We start from the raw sequence: 24,499 nt of genomic DNA, 5'->3' as shown, positions 1-24,499 counted from the left end.
GGGATGGTTTTCGGAGGCGGGCGGTGGACGGTCAGACGAGGACCGTGCCGCCGTCCACGACCACCGTCGAACCGGTCGTATAGCCGCCGCGCATCAGATACAGATACGCCTCGGCGATGTCCTCCGGCTCGCCGATCCGGCCGACCGGCAGCGACCCGGCGGCGGACTCGAACAGTCCGTCCCGGATCTCGTCGTCCAACTCCCGCCACAGTTCGGTGCGGACCACGCCGGGCGCGACCACGTTGACCCGCAGCGGGGCCAGTTCCAGGGCCAGTGCGCGGGTCAGCGACTCCATCGCCCCGCACAGCGCGGCGGCGACGGTCGTGCCCGGCAGCGGCCTGCGTCCGGCGGTACCCGTGGTCAGGACCACGGAACCGCCCTCGCGGATCGACGGGGCGCCGTACTTCACCGCCGTATAGGCGCCCCACAGCCGGGTGTCCAGGAAGGCGCGGGCCCGCCCGAGGTCGGACTCGGCGAGGCTCCCCATCAGTAACGCCTCACCGGCCGTGTAGACCAGGTGGTCGTAGCCGCCGAGCCCCGCGAAGAAGGCCCGCACCGCGTCCTCGTCGCTCGCGTCGAGCACCTGGCCCTCGGCGTCCTCCGGGAGCCGTTTCAGCGCCGCGTCCACGCTCTCCTGTCGGCGCGAGGCGACGACCACCCGGGCGCCCTCCCGCGCGGCCGCCTCCGCGACCGCGAACCCGATGCCCGCCGTACCGCCGATGACGACGATCCGCTGTCCTCGCAGTCCCATGTCCTGCACCTTTCGGGTTGTGCGCGTTGTTGTGACGTCATCCAGCCTGCGGTCGTGGTCGCCTCGGCGTCCAAGACCTCTTTCGGCGGTGGCGATACCCTGAAGGCATCGCCGACGGCGGTACGGGAGGAGCGGCACCCATGGACCTCGACCTGCGGAAGGTCCGCTACTTCGTGGCGGTGGCCGAGCTGCTGCACTTCGGGCGCGCGGCCGAGCAGTTGCACATCGCGCAGCCGGTGTTGAGCCGTCAGATCCGGGCCCTGGAGAAGGACTTGGACGCCACGCTCTTCGAACGCGACAGCCACGGGGTGACGTTGACGCCAGCTGGGCGCCAACTCCTGGACGACGGGCGGGCGTTGCTCGCCTCCGCGAACGCGACGCGTCGTAGGGTGCAGCGGTCCGCGCGCGGTCCGCACCGGCTCGTCGTCGGCTTCCGCGCGGGTGTCGTGATCACCCACACGCTGCGTGCCTACGGCGCCGCCCACCCCGGCATCGAGATCAAGGCCCGCCGGGTCGAGTGGGACGACCAGGAGCAGCTGATCCTCGACGGCACCGTCGACCTGGCCTATCTGCGCCGCCCGATCCGCGAGCAGGGCCTCACGCTGCTGCCGCTGTTCACCGAGTCCCGGGTGGCGATGCTGCCCGCCGACCACCGCCTCGCCGGCAAGCAGGACCTCGTGCGGGCCGACCTCGACGGCGAGACCTGGCTGCGGTACGCCGACCCCGGCCCGGACGACGTGCCGATCCGCAGCATCGAGGAGAAGTTCGAGGCCGTGGCCTCCGGCGCGGGCATCACCCTCGTCCCCGTCTCCGTCGCAGAGCAGTACTCCCGCCCCGACATCACCTTCGTCCCCGTGACCGACGCCGAACCGGACGAGGTGATCCTGGCCTGGGAGGCGGCTCGCCGGTCACCGCTGATCGCGGCGTTCGTGGAGACCGCGCAGGGAGCGCAGACCGCGCTGGGCTGAGAGGGGGGCGTGGGCTTCGCGGGTCCGCAAGGTTGGGGCCGCCGTATGCGATATATGCGGCGGCCGCGACCAAGGCGGAGGCCGGGCATGACCTTTGCCGTGGCGCCGTACGGGGTTCACGTGGGGCACGTTCTGCGTGGTGGCCGTCGGCAGGACTGAGGCGGGCACGGCCTTCACGGCAGCCGTCGGCAGGGCGGGGCGGGGCACGGCTCCCGCGGTGCCAGTCGGTCGAGGCTGAGGAGCGGCACGGCCCCCGCGGTACCGGCGGGGTGAGGCCGAGCCGGGGCGCGACCTCCGCGATGCCGGGTAGGGGTGAGGCTGAGGCGGGGCCCCTGCGGCGCAGGGGGCGCTCCCCGCCGGTCGGAGCCCCGCCGCCGTGACGCGGGGCGCGGATCTCAGCCCTGGGCGGCCGCGGCCCGCAGGGCGATGCGGTCCTCGCCCGCGTACACGTTCATGTTGCTGCCCCGCAGGAAGCCCACCAGGGTCAGACCCGTCTCCGCCGCCAGGTCCACGGCGAGAGACGAGGGCGCTGACACCGCCGCCAGCATCGGAATCCCGGCCATCACGGCCTTCTGCGCCAGCTCGAAGGAGGCCCGGCCCGAGACCAGCAGGATCACCCGGGACAGCGGCAGGTCCCCGTTCTGCAGGGCACGGCCGACCAGCTTGTCGACCGCGTTGTGCCGGCCCACGTCCTCCCGTACGTCCAGCAGCTCGCCCTCCTCGCTGAACAGGGCCGCCGCGTGCAGACCCCCGGTCCGGTCGAAGACCCGCTGGGCCGCGCGCAGCCGGTCGGGGAGGCCCGCGAGCAGCGAGGGCTCGACACGGACCGGGGGAGTGTCGGCGATGGGCCAGCGAGCCGTCGTACGGACCGCGTCCAGGCTCGCCTTGCCGCACAGACCGCAGGAGGACGTCGTATACACGTTCCGCTCCAGCGTGATGTCAGGCATGACGACGTCGGGAGAGGTCCGTACGTCCACCACGTTGTACGAGTTCGACCCTCCCCCACTCTCGGCTCCGCTCGAGCGGGAGGGGCCCCCACCGGTCGCCCCCGCGCAGTACACGATGTTCTGCAGATCGTATGCGTTGGCCAGTACACCTTCGCTGACCAGGAAACCGGCGGCGAGCGCGAAGTCGTCGCCGGGGGTGCGCATGGTGATCGCGAGCGGCTTGCCGTTGAGCCGGATCTCCAGGGGCTCCTCGGCGACGAGCGTGTCCGGGCGGGTGGTGACCACGCCGTCCCGGATCCGGGTCACCTTGCGTCGTTCCGTGACTCGTCCCATGTCCTGATCAGCCCCGGTTCTGTACGTGCTGGTGGCCGAAACGGCCCTTGCTGCGGAGGGTGCCGCGGGTCACCGGGTCGTCGTGCGGCGAGGTGACCTGCTCGCTCTCATTGTCCTGCATGTGCGGAGCGGGCTCACGGCCCGCTCGGGTCTCCTCACGCGGCACTCCTCAACGCGAGCAGGTCCGAGATGGCGTGCACGGTGCGCAGGGTGGGCACCTCCACGCCGGTGATCTCCGCCAACTCGACCACGGCCGCGAGGAGTACGTCGAGTTCGAGCGGCTTGCCGCGCTCCAGGTCCTGGAGCGTCGAGGTGCGGTGGTCGCCGACGCGTTCCGCGCCCGCGAGCCGCCGTTCGATGGAGACACCGACCTCGCAGCCCAGCGCCTCGGCGACGGACAGCGTCTCGGTCATCATGATCTCGATGACCTTGCGGGTACCGCCGTGCAGACACATCTGCCGCATGGTGGCGCGGGCCAGCGCGCTGATCGGGTTGAAGGAGATGTTGCCGAGCAGCTTGAGCCAGATGTCGTTGCGCAGATCCGGCTCGACCGGGCACTTCAGCCCGCCCGCCCGCATGGCCTCGCTCAGCGCCAGACAGCGCGCCGAGACGCTGCGGTCGGGCTCGCCGATGGAGAACCTCGTGCCTTCGAGATGGCGCACAACTCCCGGTCCCGCAAGCTCCGTTGCCGCGTAGACGACACAGCCGACGGCCCGTTCGGGCGCGAGCACCGCACTGACCGCGCCGTCCGGGTCCACACTCTCGACGCGCTGCCCGTCGTAGGGGCCGCCGTGCGCGTGGAAGTACCACCAGGGGATGCCGTTCTGGGCGGCCACGACCGCCGTGGTGTCGTGCAGCAGGGGCTCGATCAGCGGCCCGCACGCCGCGTACGAGTTGGCCTTCAGGCCGAGGAGGACGAAGTCGACCGGGCCGATCTCGGCCGGGTCGTCGGTGGCATGGGCGCGGGCGGTGAAGTCGCCGCGCGGGCTGAGGACCTGGACGCCGTGCTGCCTCATGGCCGCGAGATGCGGTCCACGGGCGACGAGATGCACATCGGCGCCCGCACGGTGCAGCGCGGCGCCGACGTAGGCGCCGATCGCACCGGCGCCGAGGACTGCGACTCTCACTGGAGACTCTCCGTTCGGTCGAGGGAGTACCGCGGAGGAGGGTGCCGCCCGGACAGCGCCGGGCGGAGTCTTGGCCGAACAGCTTGGTCGAACACTGTCGACGAAATATTGTCTACAGTATGGAAGATGGGTCGGCAAGGGCTCGGGCGCGGACTGTGTACAGCGGACTGTTCACGACCGACTGTCTACGACGGACTGTGCGCAGAGGGCCACGTACAGCCGACTGGGCCCGGGCGGGCGGATGGCGCTAGCGTCGAGCCCATGATCGTATGGCTCAACGGCACCCACGGCGCGGGCAAGACGACGACCGCTCCGCTCGTGCAGCAACTGCTCCCGGATTCACGGGTGTTCGACGCCGAGAAGGTCGGCGTGACGCTCATGGACATCACGCCAGGGCTGCCCGCGACGGACAACTTCCAGCACTGGCCGCCATGGAGGCCGCTCGTCGTCGAGACCGCCCGCCACGTGCTCGACTACACCGGCGGCACGCTGGTGATCCCCATGACGGTCCTGGTCGAGCGGTACTGGCGCGAGATCAGCGCGGGCCTCGCCCAACACGCCATTCCCGTACGGCACTTCGTCCTCCACACCGACCAGGACACCCTCCGCGGGCGCATCGACGGGGACGCCGTCATGGGCCCCTCCACCTTCCGTCTCGCCTACCTGGAGCCCTACGCCGAGGCGGCCCGCACCTGGCTGCACCGTGACGCCGAGGTCGTCGACACCACGCACCTCACCCCCGCCGAGGCCGCCCAGCGGATCGCGGAGTCCGTCCAGGGCTGAGGCCGGCCCGCCACACGAGAACCGGCGCGGGAGAGAAGCGAGTTCAGGCGCACGAACCGGCGCGGGGAACGGGAGTCGGAACTCCGGGCCGACCGTTCGGCGCATTCTGCATACCGCTCATCGCATACGGTCGACGCGCCGCCTTCTCAACTCCTTTGCCGCTCCCTACCGTCCGGGATCATGAGTCCCCCAGTCGCACCCCCGGGGTGGAGCCGCTGGCTGGTTCCGCCCGCCGCCCTGTCCGTACACCTCTCCATCGGCCAGGCCTACGCCTGGAGCGTCTTCAAGCCGCCGCTCGAATCCTCACTGAACCTCAGTGGCACCCAGAGCGCCCTGCCCTTCCAGCTCGCGATCGTCATGCTCGGCCTGTCGGCCGCGTTCGGCGGCGCCCTGGTGGAACGCAACGGGCCGCGCTGGGCGATGACCGTCGCCCTGATCTGCTTCTCCTCCGGCTTCCTGATCTCCGCGCTCGGTGCGGAGACTAAGCAGTTCTGGCTGATCGTCCTCGGCTACGGCTTCGTCGGCGGGATCGGCCTCGGCATCGGCTACATCTCACCGGTCTCGACCCTGATCAAGTGGTTCCCGGACCGGCCCGGCATGGCCACCGGCATCGCCATCATGGGCTTCGGCGGCGGCGCGCTCATCGCCTCCCCGTGGTCGGCCCAGATGCTGAAGTCGTTCGGCTCCGACAACACCGGTATCGCCCAGTCGTTCCTCGTACTCGGTCTTTCGTATGCGGTATTCATGACACTCGGCGTGCTCCTGGTGCGAGTGCCGCGCACCGAGAAGCCGGTGGAGAACGCGCCCAGCGTCCTCTCCGGCGTACAGGTCTCGGCCAACAGCGCCGTACGCACCCCGCAGTTCTGGTGCCTGTGGGTCGTCCTGTGCATGAACGTGACCGCGGGCATCGGCATCCTGGAGAAGGCCGCCCCGATGATCACGGACTTCTTCGCGGACACCTCCACCCCCGTCACGGTGTCGGCCGCCGCCGGCTTCGTCGCGCTGCTCTCCGCCGCCAACATGGCGGGCCGCATCGGGTGGTCCTCGACCTCCGACTTGATCGGCCGCAAGAACATCTACCGCGTCTATCTCGGCGTCGGAGCGGTCATGTACGCGCTCATCGCACTGTTCGGCGACTCCTCGAAGCCGCTGTTCATCCTGTGCGCGCTGGTGATCCTGTCCTTCTACGGCGGCGGCTTCGCGACCGTACCCGCGTACCTGAAGGACCTCTTCGGGACCTACCAGGTCGGTGCGATCCACGGCCGGCTGCTCACCGCCTGGTCCCTGGCCGGTGTCCTCGGCCCGCTGATCGTCAACTGGATCGCCGACCACCAGAAGGACGCCGGAAAACACGGCGCCTCCCTCTACAACACCTCCTTCATCATCATGATCGGGCTGCTCGTCATCGGCTTCGTCGCCAACGAACTCGTCCGGCCCGTCGACGCCCGCCACCACATTCCCGCCCAGAGGGAGGCCGCCGATGTCGAACGACAGCAGTCAGAGTCCGCCTGACCGACGGCCGCTCATCGCCTTCGCCTGGCTCTGGGTGGGCGCGCCCCTTGTGTACGGCCTGTACGAACTCGTCCTCAAGGCGAAGCAGCTGTTCACCGGCTGAATGTTCGGGCGACACCGTCAATCACAGGATGGATGACAGAAGCCGACAACCCGGACCGTTGTTTCCTGTGGCATCACCTGCCGTCGTACCCGCGAGTCACTGGCAAGACTGGTGGATCCCGCTACCCAAGGCAACGAGGGGGACCACCCATGAACGGCACGCGGATCGCCGCCGTCGGCCACTACCAGCCCGCCAAGGTACTCACCAACGAGGACCTGGCGGGCATGGTCGACACGAGTCACGAGTGGATCACCTCCCGGGTCGGCATCAAGACCCGCCACATCGCCGGGCCCGACGAACCCGTCGACGAGCTGGCCGCGCACGCCGCCGCCAAGGCCCTCGCCGCCGCGGGCCTGACGCCGGGGGACATCGACCTGGTCCTGGTCGCCACCTCCACGGCCATCGACCGCTCCCCGAACATGGCCGCGCGCGTCGCCGCCCGCCTCGGCATCCCGTCGCCCGCGGCCATGGACATCAACGTTGTGTGCGCCGGCTTCACCCACGCCCTGGCCACCGCCGACCACACGGTCCGCGCGGGAGCGGCCACCCGGGCCCTGGTCATCGGCGCCGACAAGATGTCCGAGGTCACCGACTGGACCGACCGTACGACCTGTGTCCTCGTCGGCGACGGAGCGGGGGCCGCCGTCGTCGAGGCCGCCGACGAACCCGGCATTGGACCGGTCCTGTGGGGTTCCGTGCCCGAGATGGGGCACGCGGTACGGATCGAGGGCACGCCCCCGCGGTTCGCGCAGGAGGGCCAGAGCGTCTACCGCTGGGCCACCACCCAGCTCCCACCCATCGCCCGCAAGGCCTGCGAGAAGGCGGGCCTGACCCCTGCCGACCTCGCCGGCGTCGTCCTCCACCAGGCGAACCTGCGCATCATCGAGCCCCTCGCCGAGAAGATCGGCGCCGTCAACGCCGTCGTCGCCCGCGACGTCGTCCAATCGGGCAACACCTCGGCCGCCAGCATCCCGCTCGCGTTCTCGAAGCTCGTCGAACAGGGTGCCGTCCGCACCGGCGACCCCGTCCTGCTGTTCGGCTTCGGCGGAAACCTGTCGTACGCCGGCCAGGTCGTCCGGTGCCCGTGACCTGCGCACCCGCTCAGGTGTGACCTTGGATGTGACGAGGCCGACTCCCGCACCCTCTGGCCACTGTGCGCCGTAGACTGTAGACGATAGACAATCGATACTGGGTCGTACGGCCGTGCCGTGCCGCGTACGCGTACGGCCACTGTCTGCTGGCTACTGTCTGCAAAATGCCGATGTTGCCCAGGAGGGGGACCGCGATGTTGTCGCAAGGACTGCCGCAGGGGGCGGTGCCCAAACTCGAACGTCCGGGTCCGCTGCGCGACCGCGTCTACGAGGCACTGCTCGAACTCATCACCACCCGCGCCCTCCGGCCCGGTCAGCATCTCGTCGAGAGCGAACTCGCCGGACACCTCGGGGTGTCCCGGCAGCCGGTGCGGGAGGCGTTGCAGCGGCTCAACACCGAGGGCTGGGTCGATCTACGGCCGGCCCAGGGCGCGTTCGTGCACGAGCCGACGGAGGAGGAGGCCGACCAACTCCTCACCGTACGGACGCTGTTGGAGGCCGAGGCCGCCCGCCTCGCCGCCGTCAACGCGGGCAGCACCGGGATCGCCGTCCTGGAGGAGCTGTGCGCGGAGGGCGAGCGCGCCGTCGACGCCGACGACGTGGACGCCGCCGTCGCCATGAACGCCCGCTTCCACGCGAAGGTCATGGAGCTGGCCGGCAACGCCGTCCTCGCCGAACTCGCCGCACAGGTCGACCGCAGGGTCCGCTGGTACTACACGCCGGTGGCCCGTCAGCGCGGCCTGACGTCCTGGATCGAGCACCGCACCCTGATCGACGCGATCACCGCCCGCGACGAGCTGCGCGCAGGCCTGCTGATGCGCGAACACACCGAGCACACCCGGCGGTCGTACCACGAGCGCGCCAAGTCCTGAGCCCCACAAGGCTCCTGACGCGCCGACAGACGCGAAGGCGATGGCCCTCCCGTCCCGGGGAGGGCCATCAGGCAGGTCAGGTCTGCGACGAGGTCGGACGAACCGTCAGGTCGCGGGCTGTGGTTGGGGAACCTGGGTCAACTCCCTGTCACCGCGCCCCGGTTGGCGCAGCAGCAGTGCGATCGCCGCCGCCACCATCGAGACTCCGCCGGCCAGCGCGTACGCGCCGTTGTAGCCCCAGGCCGCCACCACCATCGAGCCGAGGCCACCGCCGAAGAGGCCGCTGACGAGCTTTCCGCTGTACACCAGGCCGTAGTTGGTGGCGTTGAAGTTCTCGCCGAAGTAGTCCGGGGTCAGCGCGGCGAACATCGGGTAGAACGCGCCGCCGCCGAAGCCGGAGAGGAAGGCGAAGAGCAGGAACAGCCACTCGCTGCGCAGATGGCCGGCCCAGATCACGCCGAACTGGGCGAGGCCCAGGACCAGGATGACGAAGACCAGGGTGAGTTTGCGGCCCCACAGGTCGGACAGCCAGCCGACGACCGCGCGGCCGATGCCGTTGATGACGGCCATGATGCCCATCGAGGAGGCCGCCACCAGCGGGCCGAAACCGACGTCCTTCGCGAAGTCGACCTGGAAGGAGATCCCGAAGATCGACACCCCGGCGGTCAGCACGATGGACAGCCACATCAGGGGCAGCATGCCGGTACGGATGGCCTCCTTCGGGGTGAACTGCTTTACGGCGGGCGGGTTCTTGGCGAGGCTCGTCGCGCTCTTGCCGCTGCCGCCGTAGGTCAGCGGGTCGATGTCGGCGGGCCACCAGTTCTTCGGCGGGTCCTTGAAGAAGAACGCGCACCCGAACACCACGATCAGGATGTAACAGCCGATCAGATCCAGGACCCGGTGGTAATTCCCGGTGTCGAAGGCGTAGTTGAAGATGAAGATGAACGGCAGCGAACCGTAGGCGAAGCCGCCGTTGACGAACCCGGTGCGGGCGCCCCGCCGTTCGGGGAACCACTTGCCGACCATGTTGATGCAGGTCGCGTAGACCAACCCGGCGCCGATACCGCCGATCACGCCGAAGCCGATGATCGCCAGCCATACGTTGTCCAGGTGGGACAGGGCGAGGAATCCGATGACGCAGAGCACGGAGCCGATGTACATCGCCCTGCGGGCCGACAGGATGCCCTTCTCCCGCATCCAGCCCGCCGGGAAGGCGATGCCGGCCTGGAAGAAGACCCAAATGCTCAGGATCCAGAAGGTGTTGCTCTGCGTCCAGCCGTGCGCGCTGGACAGGGTGTCCTCCGCGGAGCCGTAGGCGTACTCGAAGACACTGATCGCCATCATGGCGATCCACGGCAGATAGATCATGATCTTGCGCGAGTGGCCGAGGATGTCCCGGTCGGTCTCGCCGACGCGGTAGACGCGGCCGTGGGCGTCGGTCACTTCACGGTAGGGACGGTTCGCGGCGCCGGATTCGTTCGTGGTGATGGGATCTGCGGTCATGTCACGCCATCTCCTCGCCGAGCGGGTGCGGATTGGGCACGATGCGCCGGGCGTTGGGCCTGCCCGGAGCCTTGAGGAAGAGCGCCAGCACCGCGGAGGCCAGGCCCACCGAACCGGCCAGGACGAACGCGCCGTGGTAGTCCCACTCACCCACGACGACCGCGCCCAGACCGGAGCCGACGAGCCCCGAGATCAGCTTCGAGCTGTAGACCATCCCGTAGTTGCTGGCGTTGTTGTTCTCACCGAAGTAGTCGGCGGTCATGGCCGCGAACAGCGGGAAGATCGCCCCGCCGCCGAAACCCGAGACCATGGAGCAGAACAGGAAGAACGGCATGCTGCCCATCTGGCCCGAGACCAGCACGCCGAACTGGGCCGTACCGAGCACGAGACACACGATGATCAGCGTGTGGCGGCGGCCGAAACGGTCGGAGATCCAGCCGATGACACCGCGCCCGGTGCCGTTCACGATCGCCTTCAGGGACATCGCCGTGGCCACGATCCCGCCCGCGAAGCCCATGTCCTTGCCGAACGGCACCTGGAAGGCGATGCCGAAGATGTTGATGCCGGCCGTGCACAGCAGACAGAACCACATCATCCAGAGCACGGGGGTACGGGCGGCCTCCTTGGGTGTGTACTGCTTGACGGCCGGCGGGTTCTTCTCCAACGCCCGCCGGATCCTGGGGTCTTGGGCCGCGGTGAGCGGATCGACGTGCGCGGGCCACCAGTTCTTCGGCGGATCACGGAAGAACCAGCCCGCCGACGCCACCACCAGACACAGCCCTACGCCGACCAGACTCAGCAGCACCCTGTAGTTGCCGAGGTCGAGCACGGAGGTGAAGAGGAACACGAACGGCACGGACCCGTAGGCGAATCCGCCGTTGACGAAGCCCGTCTTGCCGCCCTTGCGCTCCGGATACCACTTGCCGACCATGTTCACGCAGGTCGCATACACAAGACCGGCGCCGATACCGCTGCACATGCCGAAGCCGAAGTAGGCGACGAGCACGTTCGGCGCGAAGGCGAGTGCCAGATAGCCCAGCAGCGTGCCGAGCGCACCGATCAACATGGCTGTACGCGCCGGGAGTCTGCCGCTCTCGCGCAACTGCCCGGCCGGGAAGGCCACGGCCGCCTGGAAGAACACCCAGACGCCCATCAGCCAGAAGATGTGTCCACTGCTCCACAGATGCGCGTCGTGGAGCGTGTCCTCCGCCGACGTGAACGCGTACTCGGCGGAACTGATGCCCATCATGCCCACCCAGGGCAGGACGACCATCCACTTGCGCGCCCGGCCCATGATGTCGACATCGGATTCACCGATGCGGTACACGCGGCCGTGACGGTCCGTCACCTCCCTGTGGGAGACGGACGTTGGGTAGTCCGTTGTTGCCATCGCTCAGTGCCCCTTGCGTCGAAAGTTCTGGCCAGCGCCCCCTGTCCAATGCCTTTCGCGTGCGCACGGGTCCCCGGGGCCGACCGACCGCACTGTCGGCCGACCCCGTGATCACCTACGTCATGAACCACCGCCCAACAGGCCTGCCGCACGCGCCCATCGGTACTTCGCGCCCAGCACGGCCACGGGCTTCTCCGTCGTGTACGGGTACGCCACCACCCCGTGCTCGTACAGGTACTGGCAGGCCTCCTCGACCTCGACGTCACCCGCGAGCGACGCCACCACCGGCTTCTCGATGCCGCGTTCCTTGAACTCGGCGACCACGCGCGCGGTCAGCTCCGCGAAGACCATCGGGGGAGTGACGATGGTGTGCCAGTAGCCGAGGACCAGAGCGTGGATGCGCGGGTCCTCCAGACCCAGCCGGATCGTCGCCTCGTACGTCGACGGCGGCTCGCCCCCGGTGATGTCGACCGGGTTGCCCGCGGCCCCGAAGGGCGGGATGAACTCCCGGAAGGACGCGTCCAGATCGGCCGGAATCTCCATCAGGGAAAGGCCGTTGTCGGTCACCGCGTCGGAGAGCAGCACGCCACTGCCGCCGGCGCCCGTGATGATAACGACGTTGTCTCCCTTGGGGGTTGGCAGCACAGGGAGGCCGCGCGCGTACTCCAACATGTCGTTGAGCCCGGGGGCGCGGATGACCCCGGCCTGCTTGAGGATGTCCTCGTACACCGCGTCGTCGCCCGCGAGCGCGCCCGTGTGCGACCCGGCGGCCTTCGCACCCGCCGCCGTACGACCTGCTTTGAGGACCACAACCGGCTTACGGGGCACGGTCTTTCGGGCCGCCTCGACGAACGCGCGGCCGTCCTTGAGGTCCTCCAGGTGCATCGCGATGCACTCGGTGTGCGGATCCTCGCCGAACCACGTCAGCAGGTCGTCCTCGTCCAGGTCCGACTTGTTGCCGAGCCCGACGATCGCCGACACCCCCATCTTCGTGGTCCGCGCGAACCCGAGGATGGCCATCCCGATGCCACCGGACTGCGAGGTCAGCGCCACCCCGCCCTTCACGTCGTACGGCGTGCAGAACGTGGCGCACAGGTCGTGCCAGGTCGAGTAGTAGCCGTAGATGTTCGGCCCGAGGAGACGGACGCCGTAACGCTCGGCGATCTCGACTATCTCTTCCTGGAGTTGGACCTCACCGGTCTCGGCGAACCCGGAGGGGATGAGGACGGCGTTGGGGATGTTCTTGCGTCCCACCTCCTCCAGTGCCGCTGCCACGAACTTGGCGGGAATGGCGAAGACGGCCACATCCACCTCACCGGGAACGTCCGTGACACTCTTGTACGCCTTGCGGCCCAGAATGTCATCGGCCTTGGGGTTCACCGGATGGATCTCCCCGGCGAAGCCGCCGTCGACGAGGTTGCGCATCACCGAATTGCCGATCTTGCCCTGCTCGTTCGAGGCACCGATCACGGCGACCGAGTTCGGCTCCATCAACCGGCGCATCGTCGTCAGGATTTCGTCGCGTGTATACCGTCGACGGGGTACCGGCTGCGACTCGGCGAGGATGACGCGGATGTCCGCCGCGACCGCACCTTCCGGTGTCGCGATCACCGGGTTGAGGTCCACCTCGGCGATCTCCGGGAAGTCCGCGACCAGTTGGGACACCCGGCGGATCTGCTCGGCGATCGCCCACCGGTCGACGGCCGGTGCGCCGCGCACCCCGCGCAGGATCTCCGCCGCGCGGATCGAGTCCAGCATGGACAGCGCCTCGTCAGGGGTGACGGGCGCGAGCCGGAACGTCACGTCCTTGAGCACCTCGACGAGCACCCCGCCGAGCCCGAACGCGACCACCTTCCCGAACGTCGGGTCGGTCACCGCGCCGACGATGACCTCCTGGCCCTGCGGCAGCAACTCCTGTACCTGGACGCCCTCGATGCGGGCGTCGGCGTCGTACGCCCGCGCGTTGTCGACGATCTTGTGGAACGCGGCCCGTACGTCCGCCGGGCCCTCGACCCCGACGATCACGCCGCCGGCGTTGGTCTTGTGCAGGATGTCGGGCGAGACGATCTTCATCACGACGGGCCCGCCGAACCGCGCCGCGAACGCCACCGCCTCGTCGACGTCCGTCGCCAACTCCTCACCCGGTACGGCGATCCCGTACGCGTCGGCGATCACCTTGCCCTCGGGCGCGGTCAGCGCGAACCGTCCCTCGGCCCGCACGGAGTCGAGGAGTGCGCGCACCCTCAGGGTCCGGTCCTCTGCCATCACGTCAGATCACCCCGTTCGACTTGAGGAAGCGCAACTCGTCGTCGCCGAGACCGAGTTCGCCGATGTAGACCTCTTCGTTGTGCTCGCCGAGCAGCGGTGAACTGGTCACGTCCACAGGGGAGTCGGAGAGCTTCAGCGGACTGCCCACGGTGACGAACTCACCGCGCTCGGGGTGCGGCACCGTCACGACCATCTCGTTGGCGACCAGCGACTCGTCCTCGATGATCTCCCTGGTCGACAGGATCGGCCCGCACGGGATGTTGTGGGCGTTGAGCCGCTCCAGCACCTCCCACTTGGGCAGGGTGGAGGACCACTCCTCGATCAGCTGGAACATCTTGGAGAGCTGCGGCAACCGGGCCTCGGGCGTGCCCCACTCGGGGTCCTCGGCCAGCTCGGGCCGGCCGATCAGCTCGGTGAGCGGCTTCCAGCCGACGGGCTGCACGATGACGTACACATAGTCGTTCGGGCCGCCCGGCGCGCACTTGACCGCCCAGCCGGGCTGCCCGCCGCCGGACGCGTTGCCCGAGCGCGGCACCTCGTCGCCGAAGTCGTCGTTCGGGTACTCGGCGAGCGGCCCGTGTGCCAGACGCTGCTGGTCGCGCAGCTTCACCCGGCACAGATTGAGTACAGCGTGCTGCATGGCCACGTTGACGCGCTGGCCGCGGCCGGTGCTCTCCCGTTGAAAGAGTGCCGCCAGTATCCCGGCTACTGTATGCACTCCTGTGCCGGAGTCACCGATCTGAGCGCCTGTGGCCAGCGGCGGCCCGCCCTCGAAGCCGGTGGTCGACATCGACCCGCCCATCGCCTGCGCGACGACCTCGTACGCCTTGAAGTTGGTGTACGGCCCGTCCCCGAAGCCCTTGATGGACGCATACACGATGCGGGGATTGATCTCCTGTATGCGATCCCAGGTGAACCCCATACGGTCGACCGCGCCCGGCCCGAAGTTCTCGACCATGACGTCGGAGCGCAGGATCAGCGCGGTGAGGATCTCCTTGCCGCGCTCGGTCTTGGTGTTGAGGGTGATGCTCCGCTTGTTGCAGTTGAGCATCGTGAAGTAGAGCGAGTCGACGTCCGGGAGGTCGCGCAGCTGCCTGCGCGTGATGTCACCGGTCGGCGCCTCCAGTTTGACGACGTCGGCGCCGAGCCAGGCGAGGAGTTGGGTCGCGGAGGGGCCGGACTGGACGTGCGTCATGTCGAGGACGCGGATGCCCTCAAGTGCCCTTGCGGTCATGGCCGTTCACCTCACTTGTACATCGTCTGGTTCATGGTTCCGGGGGCGTACGCGTCCGGGTCGACCCAGACGTTGATCAGCGACGGCTTGCCCGACTCACGGGCGCGTTGCAACGCGGGGCCGATGTCGGCGGGGTCGCGGACCTCCTCGCCGTAACCGCCCAGCATCTGGGCGAACTTGTCGTAGTGGACGTCCCCGAGGGTGTTGCCGACCCGCTCGCGCTCCAGGCCGTACTTGGCGGCCTGGCCGTAACGGATCTGGTTCATAGAGGAGTTGTTGCCGACGATGCCGACGAACGGGAGGTCGTAGCGCACGAGGGTCTCGAAGTCCCAGCCGGTGAGAGAGAACGCGCCGTCGCCGAACAGGGCCACGACCTCCTTGTCCGGTCGCGCCTGCTTGGCGGCCAGCACGAAGGGGATGCCGACGCCGAGGGTGCCGAGCGGGCCCGGATCCATCCAGTGGCCGGGCGACTTGGGTTGTACGACCTGCCCGGAGAAGGTGACGATGTCGCCGCCGTCGCCGATGTAGATGGAGTCCTCGGTGAGGAAGTCGTTGATCTCGCTGACCAGGCGGTACGGGTGGATCGGTGAGGCGTCCGACTTGAGACTCGGCAACCGCTTCTCGATCGCGGCCTGTTCGGCGGCGCGCAGCTCGTCGAGCCACTCCTTGCGCCGGGACGCACCGCCGTTGATGCGACCGGAGGCGGCCTCGGTGACCGACTTCAGCACGAGCCCCGCGTCGCCGACGATGCCGAGGTCGATGTCCCGGTTCTTGCCGACGGTGCGGTAGTCGAGGTCGATCTGCACGACGGTCGCGTCGGGGGAGAGGCGCTTGCCGTAGCCCATGCGGAAGTCGAAGGGCGTGCCGACGATGACGATGACGTCGGCGTTGGAGAAGGCGTACCGGCGCGACAGTTGGAAGTGGTGCGGGTCGCCGGGCGGGAGGGTGCCGCGCCCCGCGCCGTTCATGTACGCGGGGATGTTGAGCGTGCGGACGAGGTCAATGGCCGCCTCGGTGCCGCGAGTTGTCCACACCTGGCTGCCCAACAGGATCGCCGGCTTCTCGGCGTGGACCAGCAGGTCGGCGAGCTTCTCGATCGCCTCGGGGTCGCCGGCCGAGCGGGTCGAGGCGCGGTAGGCGCCGGGCTTCGGCACCCGCGCCTTGCCCACCGGCACCTTCGCGTCGAGGACGTCGCGCGGGATCTCCAGGAAGGAGGGGCCGGGCGCGCCGTGGTAGCACTCGCGGAACGCCATCGACACCATGTCGGCGGCGCGCGCCGTGTCCGGCACCGTTGCCGCGAACTTGGTGATCGGCGTCATCATGTCGACGTGCGGCAGGTCCTGTAGGGACCCCATCTTGTGCTGGGTCAGGGCCCCTTGACCGCCGATGAGCAGCATCGGGGACTCGGCGCGGAAGGCGTTGGCGACACCGGTCACGGCGTCGGTCGTACCGGGACCCGCGGTGACCACCGCGCACCCCGGCCTGCCGGTGATGCGTGCGTAGCCGTCCGCCGCGTGGGCTGCCACCTGTTCGTGGCGTACGTCGACGACTTCTATGCCCTCGTCGACGCAGCCGTCGTAGATGTCGATGATGTGGCCGCCGCACAGGGTGTAGATGCGGTCGACCCCCTCGGCCTTCAGGGCTTTGGCGACGAGATGACCACCGGAAATCACGTCCTGGGTGTCGTCGGGCATGGCGAAGTCCTGTCCCTTCGTAGGGGGTTGGAACGCTCTCGCGGTACATTGCATACAGTCGACGAATACTGTATGAAACTTGTTATCCCGCATCCGGTGGGTGGTGTCCAGGGGGCGTGCGGCACTTTTCGGGGGGACGGGGTCGCTCCCCGGACAGACACAGCAGTGAGGAGCTCGGATGGATCTGTACGAGCACCAGGCGAGGGAACTCTTCGAGGAACACGGCATCTTGGTGCCCCGGGCCGAGGTCACCGCCTCGTCCAAGGAGGCACGGGAGATCGCCCGCAGGCTGGGCGGACGTGTGGTGGTGAAGGCGCAGGTCAAGACCGGCGGGCGAGGTAAGGCGGGAGGAGTGAAGTTCGCCGCCGACCCTGCCGCCGCCGAACTGACCGCACGGCAGATCCTCGGCATGGACATCAAGGGCCACACGGTCGGCAAGGTGATGCTGGCCCAACCGGTCGACATCGAGAGCGAGTTCTACGTCTCGTACGTCCTCGACCGAGCGGCGGGCCGTTTCCTCGCGATCGCGTCCGCCGAGGGCGGTATGGAGATCGAGGAGATCGCCGCCAGTCGACCGGAGGCGGTCGCCCGCATGCACATCGACCCCGCCGAGGGCGTCACCTCGGCCAAGGCGGGCGAGATCGCCGAGGCGGCCGGCCTGCCGCCGCAGACCGTCGACGTCCTCGTACGGCTGTGGGAGGTGCTGGTCCGTGAGGACGCCGTTCTCGTCGAGGTGAACCCGCTCGTGCGGACGAAGCAGGGGCAGATCCTCGCCCTCGACGGCAAGGTCACCCTCGACGACAACGCCCGCTTCCGGCAGGCGCGTTGGGGTGCCGAGGGGGCGGCGCACGACGATCCGCTGGAGGTGGCGGCCGCCGCGAAGGGGCTCAACTACGTCAAGCTCGACGGCGAGGTCGGGATCATCGGCAACGGTGCGGGCCTGGTCATGTCGACGCTCGACGTCGTCGCAGGCTGCGGCGCCCGTCCCGCCAACTTCCTCGACATCGGCGGCGGGGCATCGGCCCAGATCATGGCCGACGGGCTGTCCGTGATCCTCTCCGACCCGGCCGTGAAGTCCGTGTTCGTCAACGTCTTCGGCGGGATCACCGCCTGCGACGCGGTGGCCGACGGCATCGTACGGGCCCTGGAATCGGTGCAGTTGACCAAGCCGCTGGTCGTCCGGCTCGACGGCAACAACGCGGCTCGGGGCCGGGCCATCCTCGACGGGCACGCGCATCCGCTGGTCCAGCAGGCCACCACCATGGACGGCGCCGCCCGCCGCGCCGCCGACCTCGCCAACGCACGCTAAGGAGCCGGGACATGGCGATCTACCTCACCAGGGAGAGCAAGATCCTCGTCCAGGGCATGACCGGCGGCGAGGGCATGAAGCACACCCGCCGGATGCTCGCGGCAGGCACGAACATCGTCGGCGGCGTCAACCCGCGCAAGGCCGGCCGTACCGTCGACTTCGACGACCGTGCCGTCCCGGTCTTCGGGTCGGTCGCCGACGGTATGCGGTCGACGGGAGCCGATGTCAGCGTCGTGTTCGTGCCGCCGGCCTTCGCGAAGGCGGCCGTGATCGAGGCCGCCGACGCGGGCATCGGCCTCGCCGTCGTCATCACCGAGGGCATCCCCGTCCACGACTCCGTCGCCTTCACGTCATACGCCACGTCGAAGGGGACCCGGATCATCGGCCCCAACTGCCCCGGCCTGATCACCCCCGGCCAGGCCAACGCGGGCATCATCCCCGCCGACATCACCAAGCCGGGCCGCATCGGCCTGGTGTCCAAGTCGGGCACGCTCACCTATCAACTCATGTACGAGCTACGGGACATCGGCTTCTCGACCTGCGTCGGCATCGGCGGCGACCCTGTCGTCGGCACGACCCACATCGACTGCCTCGCCGCATTTCAGGACGACCCCGACACCGAACTCGTCGTCCTCATCGGGGAGATCGGCGGCGACGCGGAGGAGCGAGCGGCCGCGTACATCCGCGACCACGTCACCAAGCCGGTCGTCGGCTACATCGCCGGCTTCACCGCACCCGAGGGCAAGACCATGGGCCACGCGGGCGCCATCGTGTCGGGCTCCTCCGGTACGGCGGCGGCGAAGAAGGAGGCGCTGGAGGCCGTAGGAGTGAAGGTCGGAAGCACGCCGACGGAGACCGCGCGGCTGGTGTTGGACCGGTTGAATCTGCCGTGAGCGGCTCCGGCCCTCCCGTGAGCGGCACGTGATGTCACTCATAGTTGATGTGCCGTGACTGTTGCGCTCCTTCGAGCGTAACTAGCTTCATCTGTACGACAGTTCGTCCGTTGGACCGTTCCTGCCTCACCCCGCCCCGACTGTGCACCGAGAGCGGAGCAGAAGCATGGCATCAACCCTCATGCCCGGTTCCACCCCGACATCCACCCCCGAGCCCACCCTTCACCCCCCGACCCTCAAGGCGGCCACGTCCTGGAGTGACGCCTGGCGGCGTTGCCTCGTCGTCGCGCCCGAGGCGTTCCAGGACGACCGTGTCCTCAACCTCTGGAACGCCGCCTGGCAGCGGGACGGCCGGGCACTGCCCGCCACCAGCCCCGTCGACGGCAGCCCGATCGCCGGGCCGCCCCGCCTGGACCGGTCCACCGCCCATCAGGCCGTACGCGCCTCCCTCGACCAGCACCGCGCCTGGCGTCACGTCCCGCTCGACGAGCGGCGCGCCCGCGTCGCCGCCACGCTGGACGCCCTGACCGAACACCGCGAACTCCTCGCGCTGCTGCTGGTCTGGGAGATCGGCAAGCCGTGGCGGCTCGCGCAGGCGGACGTGGACCGGTCCATCGACGGCGTGCGCTGGTACGTCGACGGCATCGAGCCGATGCTGGCCGGCCGCACCCCGCTCGACGGCCCGGTGTCCAACATCGCGAGCTGGAACTATCCGATGAGCGTGCTCGTCCACGCCATGCTCGTGCAGGCACTGGCGGGGAACGCGGTCATCGCCAAGACCCCGACCGACGGCGGCGTCGCCTGCCTCACCCTGGCCGCGGCGCTCGCCGCGCGCGAGGGGATACCGGTCACCCTCGTCAGCGGCAGCGGAGGCGAGCTGTCGGAGGCGCTGGTCCGCGCGCCCGAGATCGGCTGCGTCTCCTTCGTCGGGGGCCGCGACACCGGAGCCGCGGTGGCCACGGCCGTAGCTGACCTGGGCAAGCGGCACATCCTCGAACAGGAAGGACTCAACACCTGGGGCATCTGGAACCACACGGACTGGGACACGCTCACCGCGGTGATCCCCAAGCTCTTCGACTACGGCAAACAGCGCTGCACGGCGTACCCGCGCTTCGTCGTCCAGCGTGAGCTGTTCGACGAGTTCCTCACCGCCTACCTCCCCGCGGTCCGAACTCTCCGCGTCGGTCACCCTCTTGCGGTCCGGCACGCCCAAGACCCGTACCCGGAACTGGACTTCGGCCCGGTGATCAACGCGGCCAAGGCCAAGGAACTCCACGACCAGGTGGCCGAGGCGATCAACCGCGGCGCCGTACCCCTGCACCGCGGCAAGCTGTCCGAGGCCAACTTCCTTCCCGGGCAGGACACTTCGGCGTACGTCCGACCCGTCACGCTCCTCAACCCGCCTCCGTCGTCGCCGCTGCACCACGCGGAACCGTTCGGCCCGGTCGACACCATCGTCCTGGTCGACACGGAGGCGGAACTGCTCGCCGCGATGAACGCGTCCAACGGCGCACTGGTCGCCACCCTCTCCACCGACGACCGGGCGACCTACGACCGACTGGCCCCGCAGATCCGCGCGTTCAAGGTCGGCCACGGCAAGCCACGTTCCCGCGGCGACCGCGACGAACTGTTCGGCGGCTTCGGCGCGTCCTGGCGCGGCGCCTTCGTCGGCGGCGAACTCCTCATCCGCGCGGTGACGCATGGACCGGTGGGGGAGCGGTTGCCCGGCAATTTCCCGGAGTATCAGCTCATGCCGTGACCGGCGGGTATCCGTTCATGCCGTGACCGGCGGCCGGGTGGTGCTCGCGTCCGTCGAGTGCCGCCCGGCGATGACCTCGTCGGCCAACCAGCGCGCCACGCCCTGCGGATACGGGCGCGGCAGGCTCAGTACGATGTGGTTCATCCCGGCCTCGATGAGCCGCCCGACCATCTCCCGCGTCGCGGCCGGATCGTCGTACGACACCAGGACCTGCACGGAACGCGTGATCTCGCCGGGGTCGCGGCCTAGTCCGGCGCAGTGCGCGTCGAGGACGCGCGCGCGTTCGGCGACGTACTCGACGGTGTTGTGCGGCGGCCCGGGAACGTTCCAGATGTCGGCGTGTTCGGCGACCAGCCGCAGCAGCCGGGTGCCCCAGCCGCCGATGAGCAGCGGGGGGCCCGGCTGCTGCACGGGCTTGGGCTCGCTCCGGTTTCCCCTGAGCCGGTAGTAGGAGCCCTCGAAGTCGAAGACGTCCCGGGTCCACATCCCCTTCAGGATCTCGACGGTCTCCGCGAGCCGCGCGAGGCCCTCACCCGGCGGGACGAGCGAGAGACCGTACGCCTCGTACTCCGCGATCGCCGGATTGGCGCCCTCGATCCCACCGGCCCCCGGCGGCTGATGGGTGCCGCCCACTCCCAGCCCGAGCACCAGCCGCCCGCCCGAGATCACGTCCACGGTGGACGCCATCTTGCCGAGCACGGCCGGCGGGCGGACGCGGTTGCTGGTCACGAGGAGCCCGAGCCGCAGCCGCCGGGTCTGCGCCGCCAGCGCGCTGAGCAGCGTCCAGCCCTCGTGTATCTGCCCGTCCTTGGGCCCGGCGACCGGCAGCAGGTGGTCCCACAGCCAGGCGTCCGCGATCTCCGGCACGGTGTCCGCCTCCAGCCAGACCCGTCGGATGTCCTCGTACGACACATGCATGGGGGTGGTCTTGATCCCGAAACGCACGGTGCTCATGTCAGCCTCGTCTGTCATGGCCGTCAGCATAGCCAATCATCAGGACTACTGACGATCAGGCGAGGGATTCGGTCGGGATACAGTCGACGAATGGCCAACGATCAGCACCCCACCCCCTTGGAGTCCCGGCTCGGCTACCTCCTCAAGCACGCCCAGGCAAAGCTGGCCAGGACGTCGGCCGAGGCGCTGGCGCCGCACGGAGTGGACGGTCATGAGCTGGCCGTACTGGTGGTGCTCGCCGCGGAGGAGCCGTTGTCGCAGGTCGAGGCCGCCGGGCGGCTCGGGGTCGACCGGACCACGATGGTGTCGCTGATCGACGGCCTTGAGGACCACGGTCTGGTGGAACGGCGGCGCAGCCCGAAGGACCGCCGTAAGAACATCGTCGAACTGACACCCGAGGGCCGGGACTGTCTGCGCCAGGCCGAGAAGGCCCGCCGTGCGGCGGAGCGCCGTTTCCTCGCTCCGCTGGACGAGGAGACGGCGGCGTCACTCGTCCGGGCACTGCGGACACTGGTGCTCGTGGAGCGGGAGTGACGGGAGCGGGCGGGAGCGGGCGGGAGCGGGTGGGTGGCGGAGTGGCGGAATCCGGCCGGCGTCCGTAGTCGCTCGTTCACCTGAGGTGGCGACTTCCCGCAGGTCGCGGGCCCTCCGTGACCTGCTCTCCCCGGGGTGGATATGCAGGTGAAAGGCACTCCGAAAGCTTGGTATTGTTGTCCATGTCGCCGCGGGGAACACCCCCGGCCAGGCGGCAGACACCTAGTCCGGGTGGCGGAATGGCAGACGCGCTAGCTTGAGGTGCTAGTGCCCTTTAACGGGCGTGGGGGTTCAAGTCCCCCCTCGGACACAAACAGTACGCACAGCGGTGCTGACCGATTCTCGGTCGGCACCTTTTGCGTTTCGTGGACGTACGTCCGCACGTGTCTCCAAGAACATGCATGGACTCCGGTCACAACTCTTGACGCGTGGTTCACGCGGATGAAGCATGCATCGGCGAGAGAGCGCTCCCAGATCCCCCCACCGTTCATTTCCTGAACCAGGAGTGTCGCCCCGCTATGCCTCCTTCCCCCGCAGGTGCCTCGTCCTTCGGACGAACTCCCCTTGCCCGCCGGTCGGTTCTCGGTGCCATGGCCGCGGCGGCGGCCGGGCCAGGGCTGGTTGCCCTGTCGCCGCCGGCGTCCGCCGCTCCCGAGCGCGCCCTGGACCTGCCCGGAGGCGGCGACCTCGGTCCGAACGTCATCGTCTTCGACCCGTCCACCTCGGGTATCCAGGCCAGGCTGGACCAGATCTTCGCCCAGCAGGAGACGGCCCAGTTCGGCACCGGCCGCTATCAACTGCTGTTCAAGCCGGGCACGTACAACGGACTCAACGCCCAACTCGGCTTCTACACCTCGATCTCCGGGCTCGGTCTGTCTCCCGACGACACCTCGATCAACGGTGACATCACGGTCGACGCCGGCTGGTTCAACGGCAACGCCACGCAGAACTTCTGGCGTTCGGCGGAGAACCTCGCCCTCACCCCGGTCAGTGGCACGAACAGGTGGGCCGTGGCTCAGGCGGCCCCCTTCCGTCGGATGCACGTCCGCGGCAGCCTCAACCTCTCCCCGAACGGCTACGGTTGGGCCAGCGGCGGCTACATCGCCGACAGCCGGATCGACGGCCAGGTCCAGCCGTACTCGCAGCAGCAGTGGTACACCCGCGACAGCGCGATCGGCAGCTGGCTCAACGCCGTCTGGAACATGGTGTTCTCGGGTGTCGAGGGAGCCCCGGCGCAGAGCTTCCCGAGCCCGCCGTACACCACGCTCGACACGACACCCGTCTCCCGCGAGAAGCCCTTCCTCTATCTCGACGGGAGCGACTACAAGGTCTTCCTGCCCGAACTGCGCACCGACGCGCGCGGCACGACCTGGGGCAGCGGCACGCCCAGAGGCACCTCGGTTCCGCTGACCCAGTTCTATGTCGCCCAGCCCGGCGTGACCGCGGCCACCCTCAACCAGGCGCTCACGCAGGGACTTCACCTCCTGCTGACGCCGGGGATCTACCACCTGGACCAGCCGATCGAGGTGACCAGCCCCAACACCGTTGTGCTGGGCCTGGGTTACGCAACTCTCGTCCCGGACAACGGAGTTACGGCCCTCAAGACCGCCGACGTCGACGGCGTACGGCTCGCCGGATTCCTCATCGACGCCGGCACCGTCAACTCCGCCGCACTCCTCGAAGTCGGCCCCACGGGAGCGTCGGCCGACCACTCCGCCAACCCGACCACCGTGCAGGACGTGTTCGTCCGGATCGGTGGTGCGGGCGCGGGCCAGGCCACCACCAGCATGGTGATCAACAGCCGCGACACGATCGTCGACCACACCTGGCTGTGGCGCGCCGACCACGGCACGGGCATCGGCTGGGACACCAACCGCGCCGACTACGGCCTCGTCGTCAACGGCGCCGACGTCCTGGCCACCGGCCTGTTCGTCGAGCACTTCAACAAGTACGACGTCCAGTGGAACGGTGAGGGCGGCCGCACGATCTTCTTCCAGAACGAGAAGGCGTACGACGCCCCGAACCAGGCCGCGATCCAGAACGGCGACATCAAGGGGTACGCGGCCTACAAGGTCGCCGACTCCGTGTCCACGCACGAGGCGTGGGGGCTGGGCAGCTACTGCTACTACAACGTCGACTCGACGATCGTCCAGCACAACGGATTCGCCGTTCCGGACACCCCGGGCGTGAAGTTCCACGACGTGATGGTCGTCTCGCTCGGCGGCCAGGGCCAGTACGAGCACGTCATCAACGAGACGGGCTCGCCGACCTCGGGCACCTCGACCGTGCCGTCCACGGTGACCTCGTACCCCTGACCGGACCGCCTCACCTCATCTCGCCTCACCTCACATCCTGAACTCTGTTGTGAGGGACGGGCGTTGCGCGAGGGCTGGACGCCCGTCCCGAGCGGTGCTGTCATCCATCGACACCGCCCTTCCGTACCGCCCGCCCTTCCGTTCCGCACTTTCCGTCGC

General features: G+C 69.0%; 20 protein-coding genes, 1 tRNA gene and 1 pseudogene. 12 read left to right on the top strand and 10 right to left on the bottom strand.

Annotation, left to right across the window (positions count from 1 at the left end; all coding sequences use genetic code 11):
• Window positions 1-31: 31 nt before the first annotated feature.
• Window positions 32-751 (bottom strand): SDR family oxidoreductase, encoded by a 720-nt coding sequence (locus tag OG194_RS07810; protein WP_327400120.1) that lies wholly within the window; start codon window positions 749-751, stop codon window positions 32-34.
• 140 nt (window positions 752-891) lie between these two features.
• On the opposite strand from OG194_RS07810, the gene OG194_RS07805 reads away from it, so the two are divergent.
• Complete coding sequence (locus tag OG194_RS07805) at window positions 892-1,719, top strand: LysR family transcriptional regulator (RefSeq protein WP_327400119.1); 828 nt, start codon at window positions 892-894, stop codon at window positions 1,717-1,719.
• Window positions 1,720-2,114: 395 nt separating this feature from the next.
• On the opposite strand, the gene fdhD is transcribed toward OG194_RS07805, so the two are convergent.
• The 3 genes and pseudogenes from fdhD to OG194_RS07790 form a co-directional block, all read right to left on the bottom strand.
• On the bottom strand, window positions 2,115-2,999 hold the full coding sequence (gene fdhD / locus OG194_RS07800; RefSeq protein ID WP_327400118.1) for a formate dehydrogenase accessory sulfurtransferase FdhD: 885 nt from the start codon (window positions 2,997-2,999) through the stop codon (window positions 2,115-2,117).
• A gap of 7 nt (window positions 3,000-3,006) precedes the next feature.
• Window positions 3,007-3,123: pseudogene (locus OG194_RS07795) on the bottom strand (2Fe-2S iron-sulfur cluster-binding protein); the annotation flags it as partial.
• A 31-nt stretch (window positions 3,124-3,154) separates the two neighbouring features.
• Window positions 3,155-4,126, bottom strand: coding sequence for a 2-dehydropantoate 2-reductase (locus OG194_RS07790; RefSeq protein WP_327400117.1), 972 nt, complete (start codon window positions 4,124-4,126; stop codon window positions 3,155-3,157).
• A gap of 261 nt (window positions 4,127-4,387) precedes the next feature.
• Here OG194_RS07790 and OG194_RS07785 point away from each other — a divergent pair, with 261 nt between their 5' ends.
• From OG194_RS07785 to OG194_RS07765, 5 genes are all read left to right on the top strand, one after another.
• Window positions 4,388-4,909: an ATP-binding protein gene (locus OG194_RS07785; RefSeq protein ID WP_327400116.1), complete on the top strand. Its 522-nt coding sequence runs from the start codon at window positions 4,388-4,390 to the stop codon at window positions 4,907-4,909.
• 180 nt (window positions 4,910-5,089) lie between these two features.
• Complete coding sequence (locus tag OG194_RS07780) at window positions 5,090-6,421, top strand: OFA family MFS transporter (RefSeq protein WP_327400115.1); 1,332 nt, start codon at window positions 5,090-5,092, stop codon at window positions 6,419-6,421.
• Window positions 6,390-6,524 (top strand): MFS transporter small subunit, encoded by a 135-nt coding sequence (locus tag OG194_RS07775; RefSeq protein ID WP_019065011.1) that lies wholly within the window; start codon window positions 6,390-6,392, stop codon window positions 6,522-6,524. The genes OG194_RS07780 and OG194_RS07775 overlap by 32 nt, the downstream gene beginning before the upstream one ends.
• 149 nt (window positions 6,525-6,673) lie before the next feature.
• Window positions 6,674-7,612, top strand: coding sequence for a beta-ketoacyl-ACP synthase III (locus tag OG194_RS07770; protein ID WP_327400114.1), 939 nt, complete (start codon window positions 6,674-6,676; stop codon window positions 7,610-7,612).
• A gap of 197 nt (window positions 7,613-7,809) precedes the next feature.
• A complete protein-coding gene (locus OG194_RS07765; protein ID WP_327400113.1) occupies window positions 7,810-8,487 on the top strand; it encodes a GntR family transcriptional regulator in 678 nt (225 codons plus the stop codon).
• A gap of 105 nt (window positions 8,488-8,592) precedes the next feature.
• Here the strand turns inward: OG194_RS07765 and OG194_RS07760 are convergent, their stop codons facing one another.
• The 5 genes from OG194_RS07760 to OG194_RS07740 form a co-directional block, all read right to left on the bottom strand.
• Window positions 8,593-9,990 carry an OFA family MFS transporter gene (locus OG194_RS07760; protein WP_327400112.1) on the bottom strand — a complete coding sequence of 466 codons (1,398 nt, stop codon included), beginning with the start codon at window positions 9,988-9,990 and terminating at the stop codon, window positions 8,593-8,595.
• Window position 9,991: 1 nt separating this feature from the next.
• Entirely contained in the window at window positions 9,992-11,380 is a 1,389-nt protein-coding gene (locus tag OG194_RS07755) for an OFA family MFS transporter (protein WP_327400111.1), read from the bottom strand.
• A gap of 120 nt (window positions 11,381-11,500) precedes the next feature.
• The gene (locus tag OG194_RS07750; RefSeq protein ID WP_327400110.1) at window positions 11,501-13,645 is read right to left on the bottom strand and encodes an acetate--CoA ligase family protein; all 2,145 of its coding nucleotides are present in this window, start codon (window positions 13,643-13,645) and stop codon (window positions 11,501-11,503) included.
• 4 nt (window positions 13,646-13,649) lie between these two features.
• Window positions 13,650-14,882 (bottom strand): formyl-CoA transferase, encoded by a 1,233-nt coding sequence (frc, locus tag OG194_RS07745; protein ID WP_327400109.1) that lies wholly within the window; start codon window positions 14,880-14,882, stop codon window positions 13,650-13,652.
• Window positions 14,883-14,893: 11 nt separating this feature from the next.
• Complete coding sequence (locus tag OG194_RS07740) at window positions 14,894-16,576, bottom strand: thiamine pyrophosphate-binding protein (protein ID WP_327400108.1); 1,683 nt, start codon at window positions 16,574-16,576, stop codon at window positions 14,894-14,896.
• Between the two features lie 178 nt (window positions 16,577-16,754).
• Here OG194_RS07740 and sucC point away from each other — a divergent pair, with 178 nt between their 5' ends.
• The 3 genes from sucC to OG194_RS07725 all read left to right on the top strand — a co-directional run bounded on the left by sucC (window position 16,755) and on the right by OG194_RS07725 (window position 20,537).
• Window positions 16,755-17,885 carry an ADP-forming succinate--CoA ligase subunit beta gene (gene sucC / locus OG194_RS07735; RefSeq protein ID WP_327400107.1) on the top strand — a complete coding sequence of 377 codons (1,131 nt, stop codon included), beginning with the start codon at window positions 16,755-16,757 and terminating at the stop codon, window positions 17,883-17,885.
• Window positions 17,886-17,896: 11 nt separating this feature from the next.
• Window positions 17,897-18,778 carry a succinate--CoA ligase subunit alpha gene (gene sucD / locus OG194_RS07730; RefSeq protein ID WP_327400106.1) on the top strand — a complete coding sequence of 294 codons (882 nt, stop codon included), beginning with the start codon at window positions 17,897-17,899 and terminating at the stop codon, window positions 18,776-18,778.
• A 181-nt stretch (window positions 18,779-18,959) separates the two neighbouring features.
• The gene (locus OG194_RS07725) at window positions 18,960-20,537 is read left to right on the top strand and encodes an aldehyde dehydrogenase family protein (protein ID WP_327407003.1); all 1,578 of its coding nucleotides are present in this window, start codon (window positions 18,960-18,962) and stop codon (window positions 20,535-20,537) included.
• A gap of 15 nt (window positions 20,538-20,552) precedes the next feature.
• Here OG194_RS07725 and OG194_RS07720 read toward each other — a convergent pair whose 3' ends face one another.
• On the bottom strand, window positions 20,553-21,509 hold the full coding sequence (locus tag OG194_RS07720) for an LLM class flavin-dependent oxidoreductase (RefSeq protein ID WP_327400105.1): 957 nt from the start codon (window positions 21,507-21,509) through the stop codon (window positions 20,553-20,555).
• A 72-nt stretch (window positions 21,510-21,581) separates the two neighbouring features.
• On the opposite strand from OG194_RS07720, the gene OG194_RS07715 reads away from it, so the two are divergent.
• The 3 genes from OG194_RS07715 to OG194_RS07705 all read left to right on the top strand — a co-directional run bounded on the left by OG194_RS07715 (window position 21,582) and on the right by OG194_RS07705 (window position 24,340).
• A complete protein-coding gene (locus OG194_RS07715; RefSeq protein WP_327400104.1) occupies window positions 21,582-22,025 on the top strand; it encodes a MarR family winged helix-turn-helix transcriptional regulator in 444 nt (147 codons plus the stop codon).
• Window positions 22,026-22,250: 225 nt separating this feature from the next.
• A tRNA-Leu gene (locus tag OG194_RS07710) sits at window positions 22,251-22,335 on the top strand.
• Between the two features lie 208 nt (window positions 22,336-22,543).
• Window positions 22,544-24,340: a coagulation factor 5/8 type domain-containing protein gene (locus OG194_RS07705; protein WP_327400103.1), complete on the top strand. Its 1,797-nt coding sequence runs from the start codon at window positions 22,544-22,546 to the stop codon at window positions 24,338-24,340.
• Window positions 24,341-24,499 lie beyond the last annotated feature (159 nt).

Origin of the sequence: Streptomyces sp. NBC_01288 (assembly GCF_035982055.1) — a bacterium.
Classification (GTDB): domain Bacteria; phylum Actinomycetota; class Actinomycetes; order Streptomycetales; family Streptomycetaceae; genus Streptomyces.
This window is presented reverse-complemented; position numbering and strand designations above follow the sequence as displayed.